This is a genomic window from Ruminococcus sp. (assembly GCF_019423705.1).
Lineage (GTDB): Bacteria > Bacillota > Clostridia > Oscillospirales > Ruminococcaceae > Hominimerdicola.
Map to the genome: position 1 here is coordinate 1 of NZ_JAHZAX010000019.1, position 18,499 is coordinate 18,499.

Sequence of the window (18,499 nt, forward strand, 5' to 3'; positions counted from 1 at the left end):
TTTCATTTACTGTGATGTTGGCTGTCAGAACTGCATTGGCTAATGTGTTTTGTTTAACTCCATCAAGAGTGCCGTTTACAAGTCCTGCAAACCAATAAAGCTGACCTGCATTTGATATTTCATATGCGTTGTCTTTCGTTCCGTCGCCGTCAACATCGTATTTACCCGTCGTCTCGACCGCAGGCTCATAAGTTCCGTCAGAACCAAAGCCGTTTGCGTCAAAACCGCCCTCAGCGTTCGCCAAAATGCCCCAGCCGATCGTCCCTTCAGGCAGGCTCAGGGCCATACTGAAACACATCGCCGCAGCTGATAGCAGCGACAGAGCTTTCTTAAACCTTCTCCTCATAGAATTTCCTCCTAAGCTAATAATTTCCCCAAATTATCACTCACAAATTTCACGATTTTTGAAAATATGAAAAATCATTGAATATTTACCACATTTTCTGATATTTGATTTGATCTTTTAAATCAATTTATTATAACATAACAAAGAGAGGCTTGTCAAGTAAAAAAACATATCACGCATAGCTATTTGTGCATATCGCCGAATATTTCACCCTTTCAGCTCAAACACATTCAAATAATAATCGATCGCTTCAAAAAGCTACGACTATGATCTATTCTTTCTCTTAACTGCCATAGAAACAACATCTCGGCATTTATTTTTGTCATCTTCACTTAATTCAGCATATGGTATCAAGTTTTTGTGTATCCTATTCTTGATATCTTTAACCTTTCCGTTATCTGGAACACCTTGTTTCCAATAATTCAGATAATGAAAACGGCACCAACGTATGTGTTCAAGCTCTGCAAGATTTTCTGTCTCTGACCTATCTGAAAGTTCTGCGATGACCTCATTAAAGTCTGCAGACGATATGTTGGAGTTCTTCAAAAAGCCCGAAAGTTCTTCCCAAGTCCCCTTACCGCCATAATTAGCGGCATACTCTTCATTTAACTTCTTCGCTGTCTCTATCAATTTCTGTTTGCGGATATTGTACCTTTTTCAAACGAAATGTCGATATCCATATCTGAATAAACTGCCACGCTATCCTTTGAAAAGCACTTTATTTTCCACACAAGCGAGTTCCATAACTTGCTGATTATAGATAATATCAATGTTGCAGATACGAGTGGCGCTGTCCACCTGGCAAGTTCTATATAGCCGTTATGGCTGTCAAAAGTCATACTCATACTATATAATGTTATGCTGCCATAAAGGGAATCTGATACATTTTCCCCGGCAGCAATATAGCCAATAAAACCTATGACCAATGGCAGCAAACATATTATCGGCAATATCTTTTTTATTACTTTTTTCATAAAATCTTCCTATAATTGATCAATGACGTTACCAGTACCAATATCAATACCGATAACGTCATAAGATCACTCTACATTTAATTACAAACGAGGACGTTTAGCTAATTCAGGGTAACTTACCAAAACAAAAGCGCTCTGCGGTACTCCACAAATATTGAGCATTTTGTTGATCTGATCCAGCTTAGCTTTAAATCCATAGCTCGTTCCTACATAATACTCCTTGCCGGCAACTTCAAATTTTTTGCACGCTCTGAAGTATGTAGGATATGCCCGCTTGGTGTCATTTGCATACTCTACTGTATCGGCTAAAGCAACTGAGGTCGCAGCAGTCATTGCATCAGCTTTTTGAGGGAATCTCTTTGTAAGCGCTTCAAAGACGTCATACATAAGCTTGCCCTGCTCCTTAGAGCCTGCACGATACTCTTCACCGAATATTGTATATACATATTCATCTATAACAGCAGTTGTCGAAGTGTTCGCTGCCGTCGTATGGACAGGCTCAGTATTCACCGCTGGCTTAGGCTCTTCAGAACTGATATTATTCGAAGGCTTAGGAGCAGTCTCGCCTTCCTTTAACAAAACAAATTCGTCGGGAGACTCACCGCATTTTTGGAACATTTTCTTTATCTGGGTCAATTTATCACCCAAACTAAAGCTCGTTCCTACATAATAATCCTTTCCAGCAACAGTAAATCTCTTCTTTGTTCTAAAATATACAGGCGGATTATCATTGCCATCGACCTTTTCAGCCTGTATAACAGAACTAAGTTCAGTCAACGCTTCTACTTTCTGAGGATATCTTTCTGTCAGCGCTTCAAAAGCGTCAAACATCAACTGACCCTGCCCGCCAGAACCAGCGTAACATTCCTTACCAAAAATAGTATATCTGTACTCAGAAGGACTCTTTGCCTTGGTCGGCTTGTTGACGGGCGCTGAAAACACCTGTTTTACTTCAGTTGTTACCGGCTTTTCTATCTGCGGCTTTTCGACTACAACTTTTTCTACATTGTTTACAGGATTTGATCTTGATTTGTCACAATATATGCCACCCCGATCAAGTGATATTGCCAAAGCCTTCGCAATGTTGTCTATATCATTATGATAGTCAGCAGCAAATCTAAAAGCGTTACAATCCGGTTTGACTACGTCACATATTTTCATAAATGTTTCGTATTGAACATCATCTTCGCCGTTTGCAATCTTTTTTCGATAAGCTGCTGCGCTATTATTCTCATCTTCCCAAATATCTATAACAATAGTCGAATCTATATGGTCAATAAGATCTATTGTCTCTAATTCACGTCCGATAGTATCTTTTAGCATAGAACTCTCGCTTCTAAAAAACAAAGCAAGCTTGCACTCTTTCTTCCGTAAAGCACCAATTGCCGCCTTTGTCCAATTTTCTGCATTATAAGGCAAATTAGCTGTATCTATCCAAAGATTATAACCCATTTCATAAAGCCTTTTAAATATACGATAAACTATCGAAGCATCGTGATTATCGTGAGAATAGCTGATAAAAGCATATGGTTCATACGGATCACACTTCATTGTCTCAATTTTCTTTCTGAGCCCAAGTACATCTAATTCCTGTGCCATAATTATCCTCCTACTTCAATCTATAAATTCTAAGCCCGTCAAACATTTTGAGCATTGCAAGCATACACTCCATTGGGTCGGTATCCTTATCCTGCTCCTCTTTATCAAGTCTCTTGTAATTGTTTTTAGCCTCTTGCAGCGATATCGTATATTCGTTTTCATTATGATCTGGTATCATATCCATATGCTGTCTAAGAAGATCACGATCTTTCTTTTCCGGCGTTCCGTATACCCAGCCCATATCGTAATGCTCCTGGAGCCATCTTTGATGCTCAAGCACGCCTATGGTCACCATTTCATCTGCTGTAAAGCTTTCAACAAGCTCAAAATCAACAGGCTTGTCAGTATAGAAACAGCCTATTGCATTCATATATTTTGCAAAAGCCTTTGCCTGGTTAATGTTTGCAAGCTTGTATTCGAGTGAAAGCGACTTGAATGATTCTGAAAATTCTTTGATAATGTTCTCGTCCGACAAGAATTTTTCTTCCTGTCCTGCTGCCTTTGCAGCTTTCCAAGCCGCATTGTTCCAACGGCCATTCAAGATCATAGCAAAATTATAAAGATTTATAAATCTGCTTTCAGACAAATAGCTTGAATTGCCCTGATGTATATTCTGAGACAGACCTATATCAACAGCAAGATGTATTTCTGTAAGATCGACTATCCTCTCTATATCTGCTTGGAATGAAGATATGCCATTATGCTTTATAAACATACCCGAATATGCTTTCATTTTAGGCTCTTCCCTGCCATTCGGGTCTTGGAGCCATTCAATGTATGAATCTTTAAAAGCATTTATCTTTGGTATTTCCTTTTCATCATAAAGATATGTTACCTTGACATTGTTATCAGAAAGATCAAAGCTGCAGCCCATCGGGTGAAGTTCTCTTTTAGAGTTTCTGCCATAAGCAGTTCTGTCCCAGCATTGCAGTTCATCACAAAGCATAAGCATATATGCAAGCGGGTGCAACTCAGCCTTAAAAGGCTTATTGCCTTCGCTCTTATAATGCGCAATACTGAATTTATATAGGCTGTTATGCATAAGTATCGCTGTCAAAGCGTCAAGATATTCACCATTTATTGCCACGTCCAGTTCTTCAAACAGCTTTTTGAAAAGCACAGTTGAACTGAAATAAGCGTGGTCCATAAAATAATTGAAGTTATCTGGGTGACCGGCTTTTTGCTGAAGGCACTCAAGCATTTCCTGCTCTGTGAAGCCATATACATCACCGATCTTGTCAGCCAAAACCTTCGCAAACAATTCATCAGTTGATGTGATATCATCTGTGCCAAACATAGCCTTTATTGCTTTTGTCGCCTTGTCGCTCAGCTTTGTGAAAGTGCCTATAGCTTGGTATGCCATAAATGGTCCTTCTGAGCGCTTCTTACCGTGAACTTCAAAATAAGAAGCAGACTGCTCAAACGGCAGCTCAAACGGATATCCGATATCGTGGAACAGAGACGTCGAACCCCAATACTGCAAGTAATGACAAGCCGCAGCGTGTTCATCTTTCAGATCATAATACTTGTTATAAGTATCTCTATATATCTTATTTGTCTGATATATAGCCAGACCAAGACAGAATACATATACAGAATGAGAGTAATGGTCTCTGTGTCTCATAAGAAGGCTGCTTCCATTGGCCTCAAATTCTGAAAGCAGTTCTATCATTCTTCTGGTTTTCTCATAATCGCCGATAAACATATCAAGATGACAGAAATATACATTAAAAGCATCATCTCTTTTACCTGTTTTCAAAAACTGTGCTACTGCATTTTCAAGACACAGTCTGTCGATATCTTTCTCCATATTATATGGTATCTGACCATATTTAAGGCTCTTTCCTTCAAAATCAAGCTTGTCCGAGTCGATATTGAACGCCTTGGACATATCGAACCTCAGTCCTTGGCAATTATCTCTGATAAATTCAAGAGCAGCTTTTTCAAAGCTGTTTGCCTCCAAGCTGATCTTTTTTACGGGATTTCTCAACATAGTATAGCTCATATCAGTTCCTCCATATTATTTTTTGAGAATATAATTACTACCTAGTTGCGCATATCACCGCTATGATAATAGGCAGGATTATGCAGGTGAAGGTCGATCCCTGTCGACTTAATTTAAACAGAGCCAATCAGAGCTTCTACATTAATTTAGACAAAAGGCCGCCTATTACACCGATCAAGAAATATGAACCTATTGCTGTTACTCCCCAAACAATTATCTTAGTCAATCCGCTTTTGCCTGCCAAAGCATTGATCTTATTAAACAGCAATGCTCCTGCAAAAATAACAATCGCTACCAACCAACAAATGTCGATCGCTCCTACTAAAAATTTTATTAGAACCGTACGAACGCCAAACCAGTTAAATATGATCGCTAATACTAAAAGCAAGATAATAACACTAACGATAGTAACAATAGTCGTCTCTGTATCACTAGGGGTCGGCGACTCATTGCTCGTATTGGCATTACTTTGCTTGTCATAGGTAAAATTATAATTATTATTTTGAAAATTGTTATTATACGCCCGCTGATTTGCAATATTTGTATTGCTAAAACCTTGTTTATTTTGGCGTGAAGCGATCCTATCTTTCAAAAATTGCTTTAACTCAACACCACTTCCTAATTTTGTTGTTTGCTGTATTCCCCTTGAATTCTGCTTCACAAAATCAAGGACGTCATTAAGTGTGGCCTCTCCACCAAGTCTTTTAACGGACAAAGAGCCTCTGTTCTGCCCTCTAAAGTTAAACCCACGCTGCATTATAGACACATAGTTAAAGCCATAATCTCCATATACTCTATAACACACATCTTCAGTAGTACCTTCACCTTTGACCATATAATAGTAGATAGCCTCTGCTACCTTCTTTTTGTTTCTCATAAGGTCATAAAAAGTGCCAGCCTCACTCTCACTTAACAAGTTACTGTACTCCACTATTCAATTTTACTTCCATAAACTATGATCTTCTTCATTTTTATTTTTTGACCAATACAAACGTCCAAATTAAACGTTTATACATTTGTAAACAATCAGTCAATATTATTATAACTTATTTTGAAGTTCGTGTCAATAGTTGCAGAAAAATGTCTTAATATTATAAATTCTGACGTAAAAAAATAGCTGTTGCGGTCTTTTTCACAACAGCTATTCACATTTTTGCAAAATATTTTTATCATTTCAGCTCGAACACATTCAAATGATAATCTATCACCCCGTCACGCTTCATTTTGCCAAGCTCTGCCGAAAGTGCGCTGCGGTCGACGCAGAGATAGTCCGCAAGCTGTTGGCGGCTGAAATCGCTCGTGATGCGCTTTGAGCCGCTTTTTGCCGACATAAGCGACAGATACGCCATTACACGCCCCCTTATGGTCCTAGGAGTTATGACACTTATCTTTTCGTTTAGTTTGAGATTTTTCCTCGCCGTTATCCGCAGAAGCCGCTGGGTGAGCAGGCCGCTTTCCTTTATTATCATATCTGGGCGCAGGAACATCACCTCGCAGTCGGTCTTTGCGCATACGCTCACCGTCATTGGCTCCCCCGTGCAGGCGTAGACCTCCGCAAAAAGCTGTCCGACCTCTATCCCCGAGATTATGCTCCTGTCCCCCCAGACCTCGTCACGCTCTATCATCGCCGAACCGCTGAGAAGTATCCCGAAGCTTTGGGGCTTGTCGCCGCTGTGCAAAATGAAACTGCCCTTGCGGAAACTGCGCTTCACCGCACCTGCCCCATCGATCACCGACTTTATTTCCCCCTCGTCCATTCCGCCGAAAAGGGGCGTGCTTTTAAGTATCTCAATAATATTTGTATTGTCCATTTTTATCCACACTTTTCTGTAAATTTTTCTTGCCCATATCATCAAAAATGTTGTAAATACAACCGACTTTTTCGCCCGACTGCATTATAATAGTATCATCTCAAGAGAAAAAATCAATTTATATAAACCAAAATCTTAAAATTTTCGGAGGTCAAATTATGATAAGAAAAATTATCCATATTGATGAAAACAAATGCAACGGCTGCGGACTTTGCGCAAAGGCTTGTCACGAAAGCGCTATCGAAATGGTGAACGGCAAGGCGAAACTGCTCCGTGACGATTATTGCGACGGTCTCGGCGACTGCCTGCCGGCCTGTCCAACAGGTGCGATCACTTTCGTTGAGCGTGAAGCTGCGGCTTATGACGAAAAGGCCGTCGAGGCAAACAAAAAGCGCCTTAAAGCTCCACTGCCCTGTGGATGTCCCGGTTCGCAGATGAAAACGCTGAACAGACAGTCTGTTTCACAGTTTTCACACTTGGTTTCAGACGAAGTTTCACATTCAGTTTCACAATTGAGACAATGGCCTGTTCAGATCAAGCTCGCTAATATCAATGCACCATATTTTGACGGCGCTGATCTGCTCATCGCCGCAGACTGCACGGCCTATGCTTACGGCAATTTCCACAACGATTTTATCGCAGGCAAGATCACCCTTATCGGCTGCCCGAAGCTTGACGATACAGATTATTCCATTAAACTGGGCGAAATTATCGCCGCAAACGATATCAAATCGGTGACAGTCGTGCGAATGGAAGTTCCTTGCTGTGGCGGCATTGAAAACGCAGTCAGAACGGCTATCGCTAAAAGCGGCAGGGCTATTTCGCTTGACGTGAAAATAATCTCCACCGACGGCAGGATAGTTGCAAAGCCTTTCGGTTTCTGATAGGCCTATATATAATAAGGTATATGCGAAACTGTTTACCAATTTATAGCTTTTTATACAACATTATTTCAGCATTTTACAGCAGATGAGCAACCGCCCTCTGCTGTTTTTTTGCCTAAATTTTCACTTCTTCAAAGTACAGATCAGTCCCCATAACTTCCTTGGCGGGCATTTCGGTCTGATTATAGGCTATGAGAAGCTTCATGTACGCCGCAGGAGCGCTTATGCCATAAAGCGGTATGCTTCCGGCGGAGATTATTTCTTTCACCGTGAAATACACCGTCTCGCTGTGTTTAACGCCGCAGATATACACCATTATATTCCTTGTTATACAACGCTTTATAAACTCTGTCAGGGCGTAATTTTCGCCCTCTGAGGTGTCTGTACAGGCTGTTGCGCTGTGATATGGGGCGTAAAGCACCGCCGCTGTGTCGTCGTTGGGCACAAAGCAGCTGAAATCCATTGCGGGACAGCCCTCGATGAAAAGCACACGCTTTTTGAACTTGAGATCATCGTGGAAAATGCGCTCTCTTAGAGCGTTGAGCCGCCTTTCGCTTATGCCGCTGAATGCTGAAAAATCGTTTACGCCGTCCTCGCCATAGACTGTAAATCTGTCACGGCATGTGTCCGCTGGGATAACACGGGTGGAGAGCATAACACGCTCATACAGCGTAAAAACGCCCTTTTTGCCGCTATTTGCGCCTTTGATAAGCTTGACTGCGCTTGCAAAATTGAAAAGTCCGTTGGAGCCTTTTTCGCCGATAGGCTTGTTGCTTGCGATGATAAATATAGGGATATCGAAATGGCGGAAATACATTCCGATGAGCGCAGAGGTATACGCCAAGGTATCGCTGCCGTGGGTTATTATCACTCCCGAATATTCGGCGGTATCGACAGAATTGAGGGCGGAAATAATTCTCTCCCAGCCGTGGAAGCCCATATTTTCGCTGAGGATATTGAGCACCTGCTTACATTCAAACTCTGTGTCGTCCTCGCTGCCGTAAGCATTTTGATAGGCGTCGATAAGGGCGTATTTCTCCGCAGCCTCAACGTCGATAACGCCGCCGTTTGTTTTGCTGCCGATAGTTCCACCTGTAAACAGCACGAGGATTTTTTTGTTATTGTTACTATTTGTATTCATTCTATTTCCCTTTCAAATTCACATTACAAAAATCAATCCTTGACATTTGTTATAAATATAATATCATCAATGAGCTGATTTGTCAATAGTTGTGCATAATGCACAAAAGTTTGAGTTATATTAATGAAAAATGAGCATTGAGAAATCCTTTCAGATTTGGTATAATAATATTGCTGTATTTTATATTTTGTACAGTTTAAACAATCAACTCGCTATGGCAGGGTGCTTATATGAGCATTTTATCAGATCAGTAAACAATTTTGCATAAATACTGTACATTTAGTATTTAGTTTGGAAAGGAAGTTTTATTTTATGTGGGCTTACGAAAGCGTTTTTTATCAGATCTATCCTCTCGGTTTCTGCGGTGCGCCATTTGAAAATGACGGCAAGGAAGAAAGCAGGATACTGAAAGTCATAGACTGGATACCTCACATCAAAAAACTTGGCGCAAATGCCATATATTTCTCACCTGTGTTCGATTCCGACACACACGGCTACAACACGAGAGATTACAGAAAGATCGACTGCCGTCTTGGCACCAATGAGGACTTTGCAAAGGTCTGCAAAGAGCTTCACGAAAACGGCATTAAGGTTGTTTTAGACGGCGTATTCAATCACGTTGGCAGAGGCTTTTGGGCATTTCAGGACGTGCTGAAAAATCGTGAGAACTCACCTTATAAGGACTGGTTCCACATCAATTTCGGCGGCAACAGCAACTATAACGATGGTCTTTGGTACGAGGGCTGGGAGGGCCATTTCGACCTTGTTAAGCTCAACCTCAACAATCCTCAGGTGGTCGACCACATTCTTGAATGTATCACAAACTGGGTGAAGGAATTTGACATTGACGGTCTGAGACTTGACGTTGCTTACTGCCTTGACAAGAATTTCCTCAAGAGACTTAGGCAGCATTGCGACTGGCTCAAGCAGGATTTCGTCCTTATCGGCGAACTTCTCCATGGCGATTATTCACAATGGGTCAACCCAGAAATGCTCCACTCCTGCACAAATTACGAATGCTACAAGGGACTTTATTCAAGCTTCAACTGTATGAATATGTTCGAGATATGCCATTCGCTGAAAAATCAGTTTGGCCCTGAGAACTGGTGCAGATACAGAGGTATGCACTTACTCTGCTTCGTTGACAACCACGATGTTTCGAGAATTGCCAGCCAGCTCACCAATGAGCGCCACCTGCCGCTTATCTACGGTATGCTCTTTGGTATGCCGGGTATGCCGTGCGTTTATTACGGCTCTGAGTGGGGCACAAAGGCAAACAAGAGCGAGGGCGACCCTGCGCTTAGAGTAAGCTTTGACAATCCGGAATGGAACGACCTCACGGAGCTTATCTCGAAAATGGCGGAGATACACAAAAACAGCAAGGCGCTTTGCTATGGCTCTATCAAGATACCTGTGCTCACAAACAGGCAATGTATCATCGAGCGTGAATTTGAGGGCGAGCGTGTGCTCGTTGCCATAAATGCGGACAATCAGCCGTATACGGCGCACTTCGACGCAGGCTGCGGACAGGCGCTGGAGCTTCTTACAGGCACTACTCACGATTTCGGCGGCGGAAGCGAGCTGAAACCTTACTCTGTTGAATTTTGGAAAATGGAGAGATAAGCAATAAAGCTTAACACAACATTGCATTTGATGTCTAAAACGGGCGAATATTCTTCGTCCGTTTTTTTGCGCCATTTGTGACAATTCTGCCGACAAGTGTGAAAAATCTTGACAAGTGTATAAAAAAGTGATAATATTATTAAGGCAGAAAACTGCTGTGATATTTCGGCGCAGCCTCTGCTCTTTGACATAACAGAAAAGGTTTTAACTTGCAGGCGATGAAAGGAAATGGTAAAATGAGCGAAAATAAAACTGTTATGACAGATGAAACGGACATAACCAAAAGATATACCCTTGGCGAGGAGATATTCAATTCGGTTTCCCACGGCGCAGGCGGACTGCTTTCTATCGCAGGAACGGCGGTGCTCATCGTCTTTGCGGCGATATATTCAAACGCTTGGGGCGTTGTCAGCTCGGCGATATTCGGCGCTTCGCTGATAATACTTTACACAATGTCCACACTCTATCACGCAATAACAAATCCAAAGGCAAAGAAGTTTTTCAGAATAATGGATCACAACACCATATTCTTTCTTATCGCAGGAACTTACACGCCGATAACTCTTGTGCCGCTGAGGGGCGCACTTGGCTGGGTGCTTTTCGGAATAGTATGGGGTGCGGCGGTGCTCGGTATCGTGCTAAACTCCATCGACCTTGAAAAATTCCGCAAGCCCTCTGTGGTGTGCTACATCGCAATGGGCTGGGTTGTCGTAATCGCAGTCAAGCCGATGATCGAAAAGGTCTATCCGCTGGCATTGTGGTTTATCCTCATCGGCGGACTTTTCTACACCGTCGGCGTGATCTTCTACGTCAAGAAGAGCAAAAAATACTTCCACTCCATATGGCATTTATTCACCGTGGCAGGCAGCGTTTTCCATTACTTTGCGGTGCTTATGATGATGATACACGATTAAAACAAATATGTTGCAAAAAAACGGGCGGCCTTGCGGTCGTCCGTTTTGCGTTATATCTTTATTCTATTACTTTCTTGCCTCGAGAGAAGCGATAGATTCATTGATCTTCGCCATTTTCTCTTCTGCCTTTGCAAGCTTTGCCTTTTCGGCTTCGATAAGCTGTGCAGGGGCTTTTGCGAGGAAGCCCTGATTGTTGAGCTTCTTGCTAAGGAAGTCTATATCCTTCTGTGCGTTCTTTCTGTCCTTTTCAAGACGTGCAAGTTCCTTGTCAACGTCGATGATATCGGAAAGCGGAATGAAGAATCTTGCGCTGTCTGTTACGACTGTTACGCAGTCCTTTTCCTCGCACTTGTCTGTGATGATGACTTCTGAAGCGGACGCAAGTCTTTCAAAGAACATTTCGCCCTGTGCGAAAACGTCAGCCTGTGCGGTCTCGATAAAGAGCTTTGCCTTTACAGACGGCGGAACGTTCATCTCGCCACGGCAGTTTCTTATGCCCTTGATACCTGCGATTATCTTCTCGAACATTGCCTCTTCCTCGGCATATTCAAGCGCTTCGTCATATACAGGATAATCCTGTACCATAATAGCTGTGCCGTCGTTTACGAGAGCCTGCCAGATCTCCTCTGTGATATAAGGCATAAATGGGTGGAGCAGCTTGAGCATACCCTTCATTACCCAAACGAGAACGGCCTGTGCTGTGGCTTCGGTCTCTCCGCCTGCGGCGATTCTTGGCTTTGTCAGCTCGATATACCAGTCGCAGTAGACATCCCAAATAAAGTCATAAAGCTTTGCAACTGCAACGCCAAGCTCGAACTTATCGAGGTTCTCGTTGACTTCCTTTGCAAGGTCGTTGAACTTTGAGATTATCCACTTGTCCTCAACATTGAGATTCTCAGGAAGTTTGTCTGCCTTGAAATCGTCTGGCAGGTTCATCATAATGAATCTTGCTGCGTTCCAGATCTTGTTTGCAAAGTTTCTTGAGGACTTTACCTTTTCCTCGATAAATCTCATATCGTTTCCAGGTGCGTTGCCTGTTGCAAGCATAAATCTCAGAGCGTCTGCGCCGTACTGGTCGATAATGAGCAGCGGATCGATACCATTGCCGAGAGACTTGGACATCTTTCTGCCCTGTGCATCTCTTACAAGTCCGTGGATAAGGACTGTATCGAACGGCTTTTCCTTCATATTTTCCATACCTGCAACGATCATTCTCGATACCCAGAAAGGAATGATATCATAACCTGTTACAAGTGTATTTGTCGGATAGAAATACTCAAGCTCTTCCGTCTTATCAGGCCAGCCGAGAGTTGAGAACGGCCAAAGAGCTGATGAGAACCAAGTATCCAGCGTATCGGGATCCTGTCTCATTTCCTTGCCGCACTTAGGGCAGCAAGCGTGGTCTTCCTTTGTTACGACTGTTTCGCCGCAGTCATCGCAATAGAAAGCTGGTATCTGATGACCCCACCAAAGCTGACGGGAGATACACCAGTCTCTGATATCGTTCATCCAGTTTAGGTAATTCTTTTCAAATCTTTCGGGAACGAACTTGATAGAGCCGTCCTCGACAGCCTTTATTGCAGGCTTTGCAAGCTCGTCCATTTTAACGAACCATTGGAGTGATACTCTTGGCTCAACTGTTGTTCCGCAGCGGTAGCAAGTGCCGACGTTGTGTTCGTGATCCTCAACATATGCAAGGAAACCGCCCTTTTCGAGATCTTCAACGATCTTCTTTCTTGCCTCATATCTGTCCATACCGGCATACTCAGGATAGTCGTCAACGATCTTTGCGTCCTCTGTAAGAACGTTGATAACAGGCAGATCGTGTCTCTTGCCCACCTCAAAGTCGTTAGGGTCGTGAGCAGGGGTGATCTTTACGACGCCTGTACCGAACTCCATATCAACATAGCTGTCGGCAACAACAGGTATCTCTCTTCCCACCAGCGGCAGAGTAAGTGTCTTGCCAACGATATCCTTATATCTTTCGTCCTTTGGATTTACTGCAACGGCGGTATCGCCAAGGAGAGTTTCTGGACGTGTTGTAGCAAGCTCAACAAAGCCGCTGCCGTCTGTGAGAGGATACTTCAAATGCCAGAAGTGGCCTGCCTGATCCTCATATTCTACCTCGGCATTGGAGATAGATGTACGGCAATGAGGGCACCAGTTGATTATTCTTTCGCCCCTGTAAATAAGGCCTTTATTATAGTAATTGATGAAAACTTCCTTGACAGCCTTTGAGCAGCCCTCGTCCATTGTGAAGCGTTCTCTTTCCCAGTCGCAGGAAGAGCCAAGCTTTTTGAGCTGTTCAACTATCCTTCCGCCGTACTTTTCTTTCCATTCCCAAGCTCTCTTAAGGAAGCCGTCTCTGCCAAGGTCGTCCTTAGTAAGGCCTTCCTTGCGCATTGCTTCAACGATCTTAGCCTCTGTTGCGATAGAAGCGTGGTCTGTACCCGGTATCCACTCAGCGGCATAACCGCTCATTCTCTTCCAGCGGATAAGGATATCCTGCAAAGTCTGATCCAATGCGTGACCCATATGGAGCTGGCCTGTGATATTCGGCGGTGGGATAACTATACAATAAGGTTCTTTCTTTGAATCCGGCTCGGCGTGGAAAAATCCGCCGTCCAGCCAATATTTATAGATCTTGTCTTCGACCTGATTAGGTTCATAAAGCTTTGAAAGCTCTTTTTTCATAACTATACAATTCCTTTCGCAATATTATTTTAACAGCATTTGACACGGCCGTATCAGACTCGTGTTTTCGGCTGTCTGCGAAATGGTATTGACAATTTCATCTGAAAACTAAATTTCAAATCTATCATCGAAACGTTCCTTTCCGCACAATATGGCATTATTACACCTATTATAATATTATCGCACGTTTCGGCACGTTTGTCAAGTGATAATTGGGGATAGTTGGACGTATTCGACTTCGTGGGCACAAAAAAACAGACGAAAACTGCTTAACAGTCTCCGTCTGTTTATCAAAAGTATCATTCAACGCTCGATATGCTCAAAGTTACTCTTCCAAGTTTCTGAAATCTACGCTATATTGGATATCTCCCTCTTTATCGGCTCCTGTAAGCGTTTGACTGGTGAAAAAAATACCAAGGTTTTCTTCCGGAAGTTTCCAACGATAACCATATTCATCGTAAACCTGATATGCCTCATAGCTGCTGTTTATAACGTCCTCGACAGTACCACGTACGATATCTGATCTTCTAAAACCTGAATATACTTCCTTTGAATAATAATCATTAGTTTCTTTATCTTCAGTCATTTCAATATCAAAAGCAACCGGAACAAGATCTGTTGTATAAGAAGTAACAGATATGCTATCCACGGTCGGCAGCGGATTATCGCCGGAGTCCTTACCGAATACATCTATCGGAGTTTTAAGACCATAAATGATAACAGTACAATGCTCATCGGCTGATATATCAAACTCTACTACATCTCTTGATGAAACATCAACATCGAATTTTTCCTGCATTATTTTTTCACAGTCATCAAGGGTCGGCTGTGCGATAATCTCCTCTGCGATAGCCTTGACGTCCTCAAATGCCATTGTTGGAGCTGTGTCCGTATCATCTGCGGCTGTACTTGATTCGTCTGTTTCTTCAACGGCTGATGAATCGTCCGCCGTCGGCTCGTCCTCCGATTTGCTGCTGTCGTCAGTATTTGCCGATGTGGTTGTGGTGACTGCCTTGTCTGCCTTGCTTTCAGCACTGCTGTCGTCGGAACTTCCGCAGGCTGCCATTGACACGCATATACTCAGCGAGAGTACAAACGCAAGGATTGATTTGATTTTTTTCATATGATTTTCCTCCATTTTTCATATATTGCTCAAAAGAGCACAAAAAAGGCACAGCACACCCGAATTTATCGGGCATACCGCGCCTTTAATATACAATATTTAACAGTTGTTAAAGAAGCATAGTTATTCTGTCTGTCTGTCTGTCTGTCTGTCTGTCTGTCTGTCTGTCTGTCTGTCTGTCTAATTATACAAGCACTTCATAGATATGTCAACCCCTACATAGAAACATTTTTCTGAATAATTTATTAATTACGCTGTTAAGATTATATCACATATACCTAAAAAAGTCAAGGGGCAATTCACTTTTTCTTGACATTCAAATTCAACCTTACTTCTCCAAAACAACTATCCTATTGGAGATATTGCTTACAGGCTTGATCTTTGCCAGCAGTTTGAATATTGCGATGAACTCTGCCATACCCTCGGCTAAGCTGTGCTCTTCAATAAGGCGGAAATTTGGGAGAAGCTTTGCAAGCTCTGTGCCGTTCTTCACGCCCCAAGTGAATTTCGCATTGCTGCCCTCGATGGACTTCTCTTTCATTCGCTTTACCATTGTTGGATTCATCGTCTCGACTAAGACTGTGACGTGCTCAAAGCGCTTGCTTATCACGTCGAAAATTTCCTTGACGTCCTTTTCGGAAAGGTACATTGTCAGACCCTCGATGATGACGATGACGGGCTTGTCCTGCTCGGTGATCTCTCCGCCCCAATCGTCCATTGCGGACATTGCGATCTGTGATATCTTGCCCTCCTCGGGCAAAAGCTTTTTGCGCACCTCGATAGTTTCGGGCAGATCGAGGTTATACCAATGCTCATAGCCGCTCATTCTATAACAGCGTGTATCAAGTCCGCAGGCGATATTCACAACGACTGCGCCCCTATTTTTCGCAAGGTACTTTTTTGCAAGCTCATCCAAGACTATCGTTCTTGCCACAACGCCGCTGTGCATTGCAGAGTCCTTATCGGCAAGGGAAAAATCGTAGTCGATCTTATCGACCAGCTCGACGGCTTTTGCGTCCTTTATCGCACCTCTATTTTTTGTTTCCTTTGCACGGGCATAAACGGTCTGAAGCATAGTTTCAGGCACGCCCGAAAGCTTTGGCTTTTCATTCGTGCTCATAATATTTCCTCCCATAATCTATTCTTCTATAAAGCTAGTTGCAACTAACCGTCATTGTTTTATGATAGCACAATTAGGGGGGAATGTCAAGAGGAGGGGGCGGTTGACTTTGCTCTGCGTGGTGTGGTATAATGAATAGTACGATATGGTTAAATGATAAATTAAGATTAGATAAACAAAGGTATGTAATATGATAAAAATTGTGTGGTCAATAAAAGATATAAATAAATATCAAAAAGGAAACTTACCTGATAATGCAACAAAGATAGAAACGCCTAAGAGCGTTGATGAACTGATGAAAAAAGCGTCGTCGATCGCCGCAATTCTATGTGTTTTACTTTTTGCTGCTATGCTTGGTAAAACCATTGTGTGCAAGGTGGTCGTGATCTCTCCAATATTTATTCTGGTGGGATTTGCTTTAGGCTTTTTATTGTTGATAATTCACGAGTGGTTACACGGAATCGTTTATCCTAAGGACGCAGATGTAACAATAGGAAGAATTAAAGGAAAGACGACATTTGTGGCATTAGCATCATATCCATTAAAACGAGATAGGTTTATATTGATGTGTCTGCTGCCTTTTGTTCTTGGGGTGGTTCCTTTTATATTATTTTTAATTAGTCCTGCCGAATTTAGAGTATTTAATGGATTGAATTTTGGTATGGCGTGTATGGGTATGGTTTCGCCATTTCCAGATGTTTATAATGTTCTTACCGTTCTAAGGCGCTCTGAAAAAAACGATTCAATAATGTTCTACCAAAACGATATGTACAAGATCTCTTGAATTTCCAGACTATGCTTTACCCATATATTCCACCGATACAGTCCCCTCTGTATCGGTATTTTTTCTGCTCAAAACGCCCTTTACCACCCCAACTTTATTGACTTTGCGGTTTATGGTGTGGTATAATGGAAAAAAGATTTAAGATTTATAAGGAGTAAAAAAATGACCCTACATCAATATTCCGACCCCACCGCCGACATCGTGCTTATCCAGCCTGTGGGCGATCACGATATGCCCGAGATAGAAAATGAGGTTGCAGAGATAAAAAAGCTTACCAGTGCAGATTTTCACCTTATCGCCGTGAAAGTTGACGATTGGAACAGTGAGCTTTCGCCTTGGGACGCCCCTGCGGTATTTGGCAATGAGGGTTTCGGCAGTGGAGCGGCTGATACGCTGGCGGAGATCTTAAAACTTTGCACGGATAAGAGCAAGACTTATTACATAGGCGGATATTCTTTGGCAGGGCTTTTTGCATTGTGGGCGGCGTTTCATACGGACGTTTTTTCGGGAGTTGCGGCGGCTTCACCGTCAGTGTGGTTTCCCGACTTTGTGGGATACATAAAAGAGAAATGGATAAAATGTGACACTGTTTATCTCAGTCTTGGTGACAAGGAAGAAAGGACGAAAAATACAGTTATGTCAAAGGTCGGCGACTGTATCCGTGAGATTCATTCCCAACTGGCAGGTAAAGGTACCGACTGTGTGCTAGAATGGAACAAGGGCGGGCATTTTAAAGAACCTGCTTTGCGAACGGCCAAGGCGTTTGCTTGGGTGATGAGCAAAGATAATGGATAAAATAAGCAAGCATTTTTATAAGCCTTATACTAAGGCACAAGCCACAGATAATTGATATCAGACTTGACAAAAAGAGCCACACCCCCGTGCTGTCGAATCGGCATAGGGTGTGGCGTTTATTTTGATAATATTATTGTAGCTCTATAAATTGGAATTTTCTTCTTCCAAATATAAATCAATATCAATTTTGGTTTGAGTATCACAACAAAATTTCATCACATCTAACGATGGAGATAAACAAGGTAGTATATCATCAGGAAAAATTGTTGGAACTATTTCTAAATAGAAATCAACATCATATTTTCTTTTTATTTCGTTTAGTATGTCAACTTTAGCCAAAAGAGGATTTATTGTTGTTCTCATTTGATTATCAACATCTATATCATATTTATCACAATATCCAAAATCCCAATTAGCAAAATCGTATTTTGTTCAATTATTCCTTCTATCTCCAATTTTCCAAGAATTATATGGATTAAGGCACAGCAAGGTTGTAATTACTTCAGGATCAAAATTTCCTACAATACGAAAATAGGTGTAACATTTTGTTCTTTTCATAGTTTCGTTTTACCTCCACAAATTCCGATTTGTATTTCCATTCATTTTAGAAAATGGACAACCCCATTCGGAATTGCCCATTACTTCAACCAATTAATATATTTACTCCAACGTCTTCATCGTAGGGA

At 42.2% G+C, this 18,499-nt stretch carries 16 protein-coding genes and 1 pseudogene; 5 read left to right on the forward strand and 12 right to left on the reverse strand.

The genetic code is table 11. The features are described 5' to 3' along the window. The 7 genes from QZ371_RS11410 to QZ371_RS11440 form a co-directional block, all read right to left on the reverse strand. On the reverse strand, positions 1-346 hold a 346-nt coding region (locus tag QZ371_RS11410), incomplete at its 3' end, for a hypothetical protein (RefSeq protein ID WP_295213322.1). A gap of 264 nt (positions 347-610) precedes the next feature. After that, complete coding sequence (locus QZ371_RS11415) at positions 611-976, reverse strand: RyR domain-containing protein (protein ID WP_295213325.1); 366 nt, start codon at positions 974-976, stop codon at positions 611-613. Next, positions 973-1,320: a hypothetical protein gene (locus QZ371_RS11420; RefSeq protein ID WP_295213328.1), complete on the reverse strand. Its 348-nt coding sequence runs from the start codon at positions 1,318-1,320 to the stop codon at positions 973-975. Before QZ371_RS11420 ends, QZ371_RS11415 begins: the two co-directional genes overlap by 4 nt. Positions 1,321-1,401: 81 nt before the next feature. Continuing rightward, a complete protein-coding gene (locus QZ371_RS11425; RefSeq protein ID WP_295213331.1) occupies positions 1,402-2,919 on the reverse strand; it encodes a toll/interleukin-1 receptor domain-containing protein in 1,518 nt (505 codons plus the stop codon). 10 nt (positions 2,920-2,929) lie between these two features. Further along, positions 2,930-4,924 carry a hypothetical protein gene (locus QZ371_RS11430; protein WP_295213333.1) on the reverse strand — a complete coding sequence of 665 codons (1,995 nt, stop codon included), beginning with the start codon at positions 4,922-4,924 and terminating at the stop codon, positions 2,930-2,932. A 136-nt stretch (positions 4,925-5,060) separates the two neighbouring features. Next, complete coding sequence (locus tag QZ371_RS11435) at positions 5,061-5,855, reverse strand: hypothetical protein (protein ID WP_295213336.1); 795 nt, start codon at positions 5,853-5,855, stop codon at positions 5,061-5,063. 238 nt (positions 5,856-6,093) lie between these two features. Next, complete coding sequence (locus QZ371_RS11440) at positions 6,094-6,735, reverse strand: Crp/Fnr family transcriptional regulator (RefSeq protein ID WP_295213339.1); 642 nt, start codon at positions 6,733-6,735, stop codon at positions 6,094-6,096. Between the two features lie 158 nt (positions 6,736-6,893). Here QZ371_RS11440 and QZ371_RS11445 point away from each other — a divergent pair, with 158 nt between their 5' ends. Continuing rightward, positions 6,894-7,619: a 4Fe-4S binding protein gene (locus QZ371_RS11445; RefSeq protein WP_295213341.1), complete on the forward strand. Its 726-nt coding sequence runs from the start codon at positions 6,894-6,896 to the stop codon at positions 7,617-7,619. A 115-nt stretch (positions 7,620-7,734) separates the two neighbouring features. Here the strand turns inward: QZ371_RS11445 and QZ371_RS11450 are convergent, their stop codons facing one another. Then, positions 7,735-8,760 (reverse strand): asparaginase, encoded by a 1,026-nt coding sequence (locus QZ371_RS11450; protein ID WP_295213343.1) that lies wholly within the window; start codon positions 8,758-8,760, stop codon positions 7,735-7,737. Between the two features lie 312 nt (positions 8,761-9,072). Between QZ371_RS11450 and QZ371_RS11455 the strand changes: the two genes are divergently transcribed. Both QZ371_RS11455 and QZ371_RS11460 read left to right on the forward strand, forming a co-directional pair. Beyond that, on the forward strand, positions 9,073-10,383 hold the full coding sequence (locus QZ371_RS11455; RefSeq protein WP_295213345.1) for an alpha-amylase family glycosyl hydrolase: 1,311 nt from the start codon (positions 9,073-9,075) through the stop codon (positions 10,381-10,383). Positions 10,384-10,619: 236 nt separating this feature from the next. After that, on the forward strand, positions 10,620-11,297 hold the full coding sequence (locus tag QZ371_RS11460; RefSeq protein WP_295213348.1) for a hemolysin III family protein: 678 nt from the start codon (positions 10,620-10,622) through the stop codon (positions 11,295-11,297). A gap of 66 nt (positions 11,298-11,363) precedes the next feature. Here the strand turns inward: QZ371_RS11460 and QZ371_RS11465 are convergent, their stop codons facing one another. The 3 genes from QZ371_RS11465 to QZ371_RS11475 form a co-directional block, all read right to left on the reverse strand. Continuing rightward, entirely contained in the window at positions 11,364-13,991 is a 2,628-nt protein-coding gene (locus QZ371_RS11465) for a valine--tRNA ligase (protein ID WP_295213360.1), read from the reverse strand. 325 nt (positions 13,992-14,316) lie between these two features. Further along, complete coding sequence (locus QZ371_RS11470; protein WP_295213363.1) at positions 14,317-15,114, reverse strand: hypothetical protein; 798 nt, start codon at positions 15,112-15,114, stop codon at positions 14,317-14,319. Between the two features lie 328 nt (positions 15,115-15,442). Beyond that, the gene (locus QZ371_RS11475) at positions 15,443-16,234 is read right to left on the reverse strand and encodes a class I SAM-dependent methyltransferase (RefSeq protein WP_295213365.1); all 792 of its coding nucleotides are present in this window, start codon (positions 16,232-16,234) and stop codon (positions 15,443-15,445) included. 190 nt (positions 16,235-16,424) lie between these two features. Here QZ371_RS11475 and QZ371_RS11480 point away from each other — a divergent pair, with 190 nt between their 5' ends. Both QZ371_RS11480 and QZ371_RS11485 read left to right on the forward strand, forming a co-directional pair. After that, complete coding sequence (locus tag QZ371_RS11480; RefSeq protein ID WP_295213368.1) at positions 16,425-17,018, forward strand: DUF3267 domain-containing protein; 594 nt, start codon at positions 16,425-16,427, stop codon at positions 17,016-17,018. 162 nt (positions 17,019-17,180) lie between these two features. Next, positions 17,181-17,813 (forward strand): alpha/beta hydrolase-fold protein, encoded by a 633-nt coding sequence (locus QZ371_RS11485; protein ID WP_295213370.1) that lies wholly within the window; start codon positions 17,181-17,183, stop codon positions 17,811-17,813. A 141-nt stretch (positions 17,814-17,954) separates the two neighbouring features. Here QZ371_RS11485 and QZ371_RS11490 read toward each other — a convergent pair. Further along, positions 17,955-18,218 (reverse strand): annotated as a pseudogene (locus tag QZ371_RS11490) (DUF4279 domain-containing protein); the annotation flags it as partial. Positions 18,219-18,499: the final 281 nt, after the last annotated feature.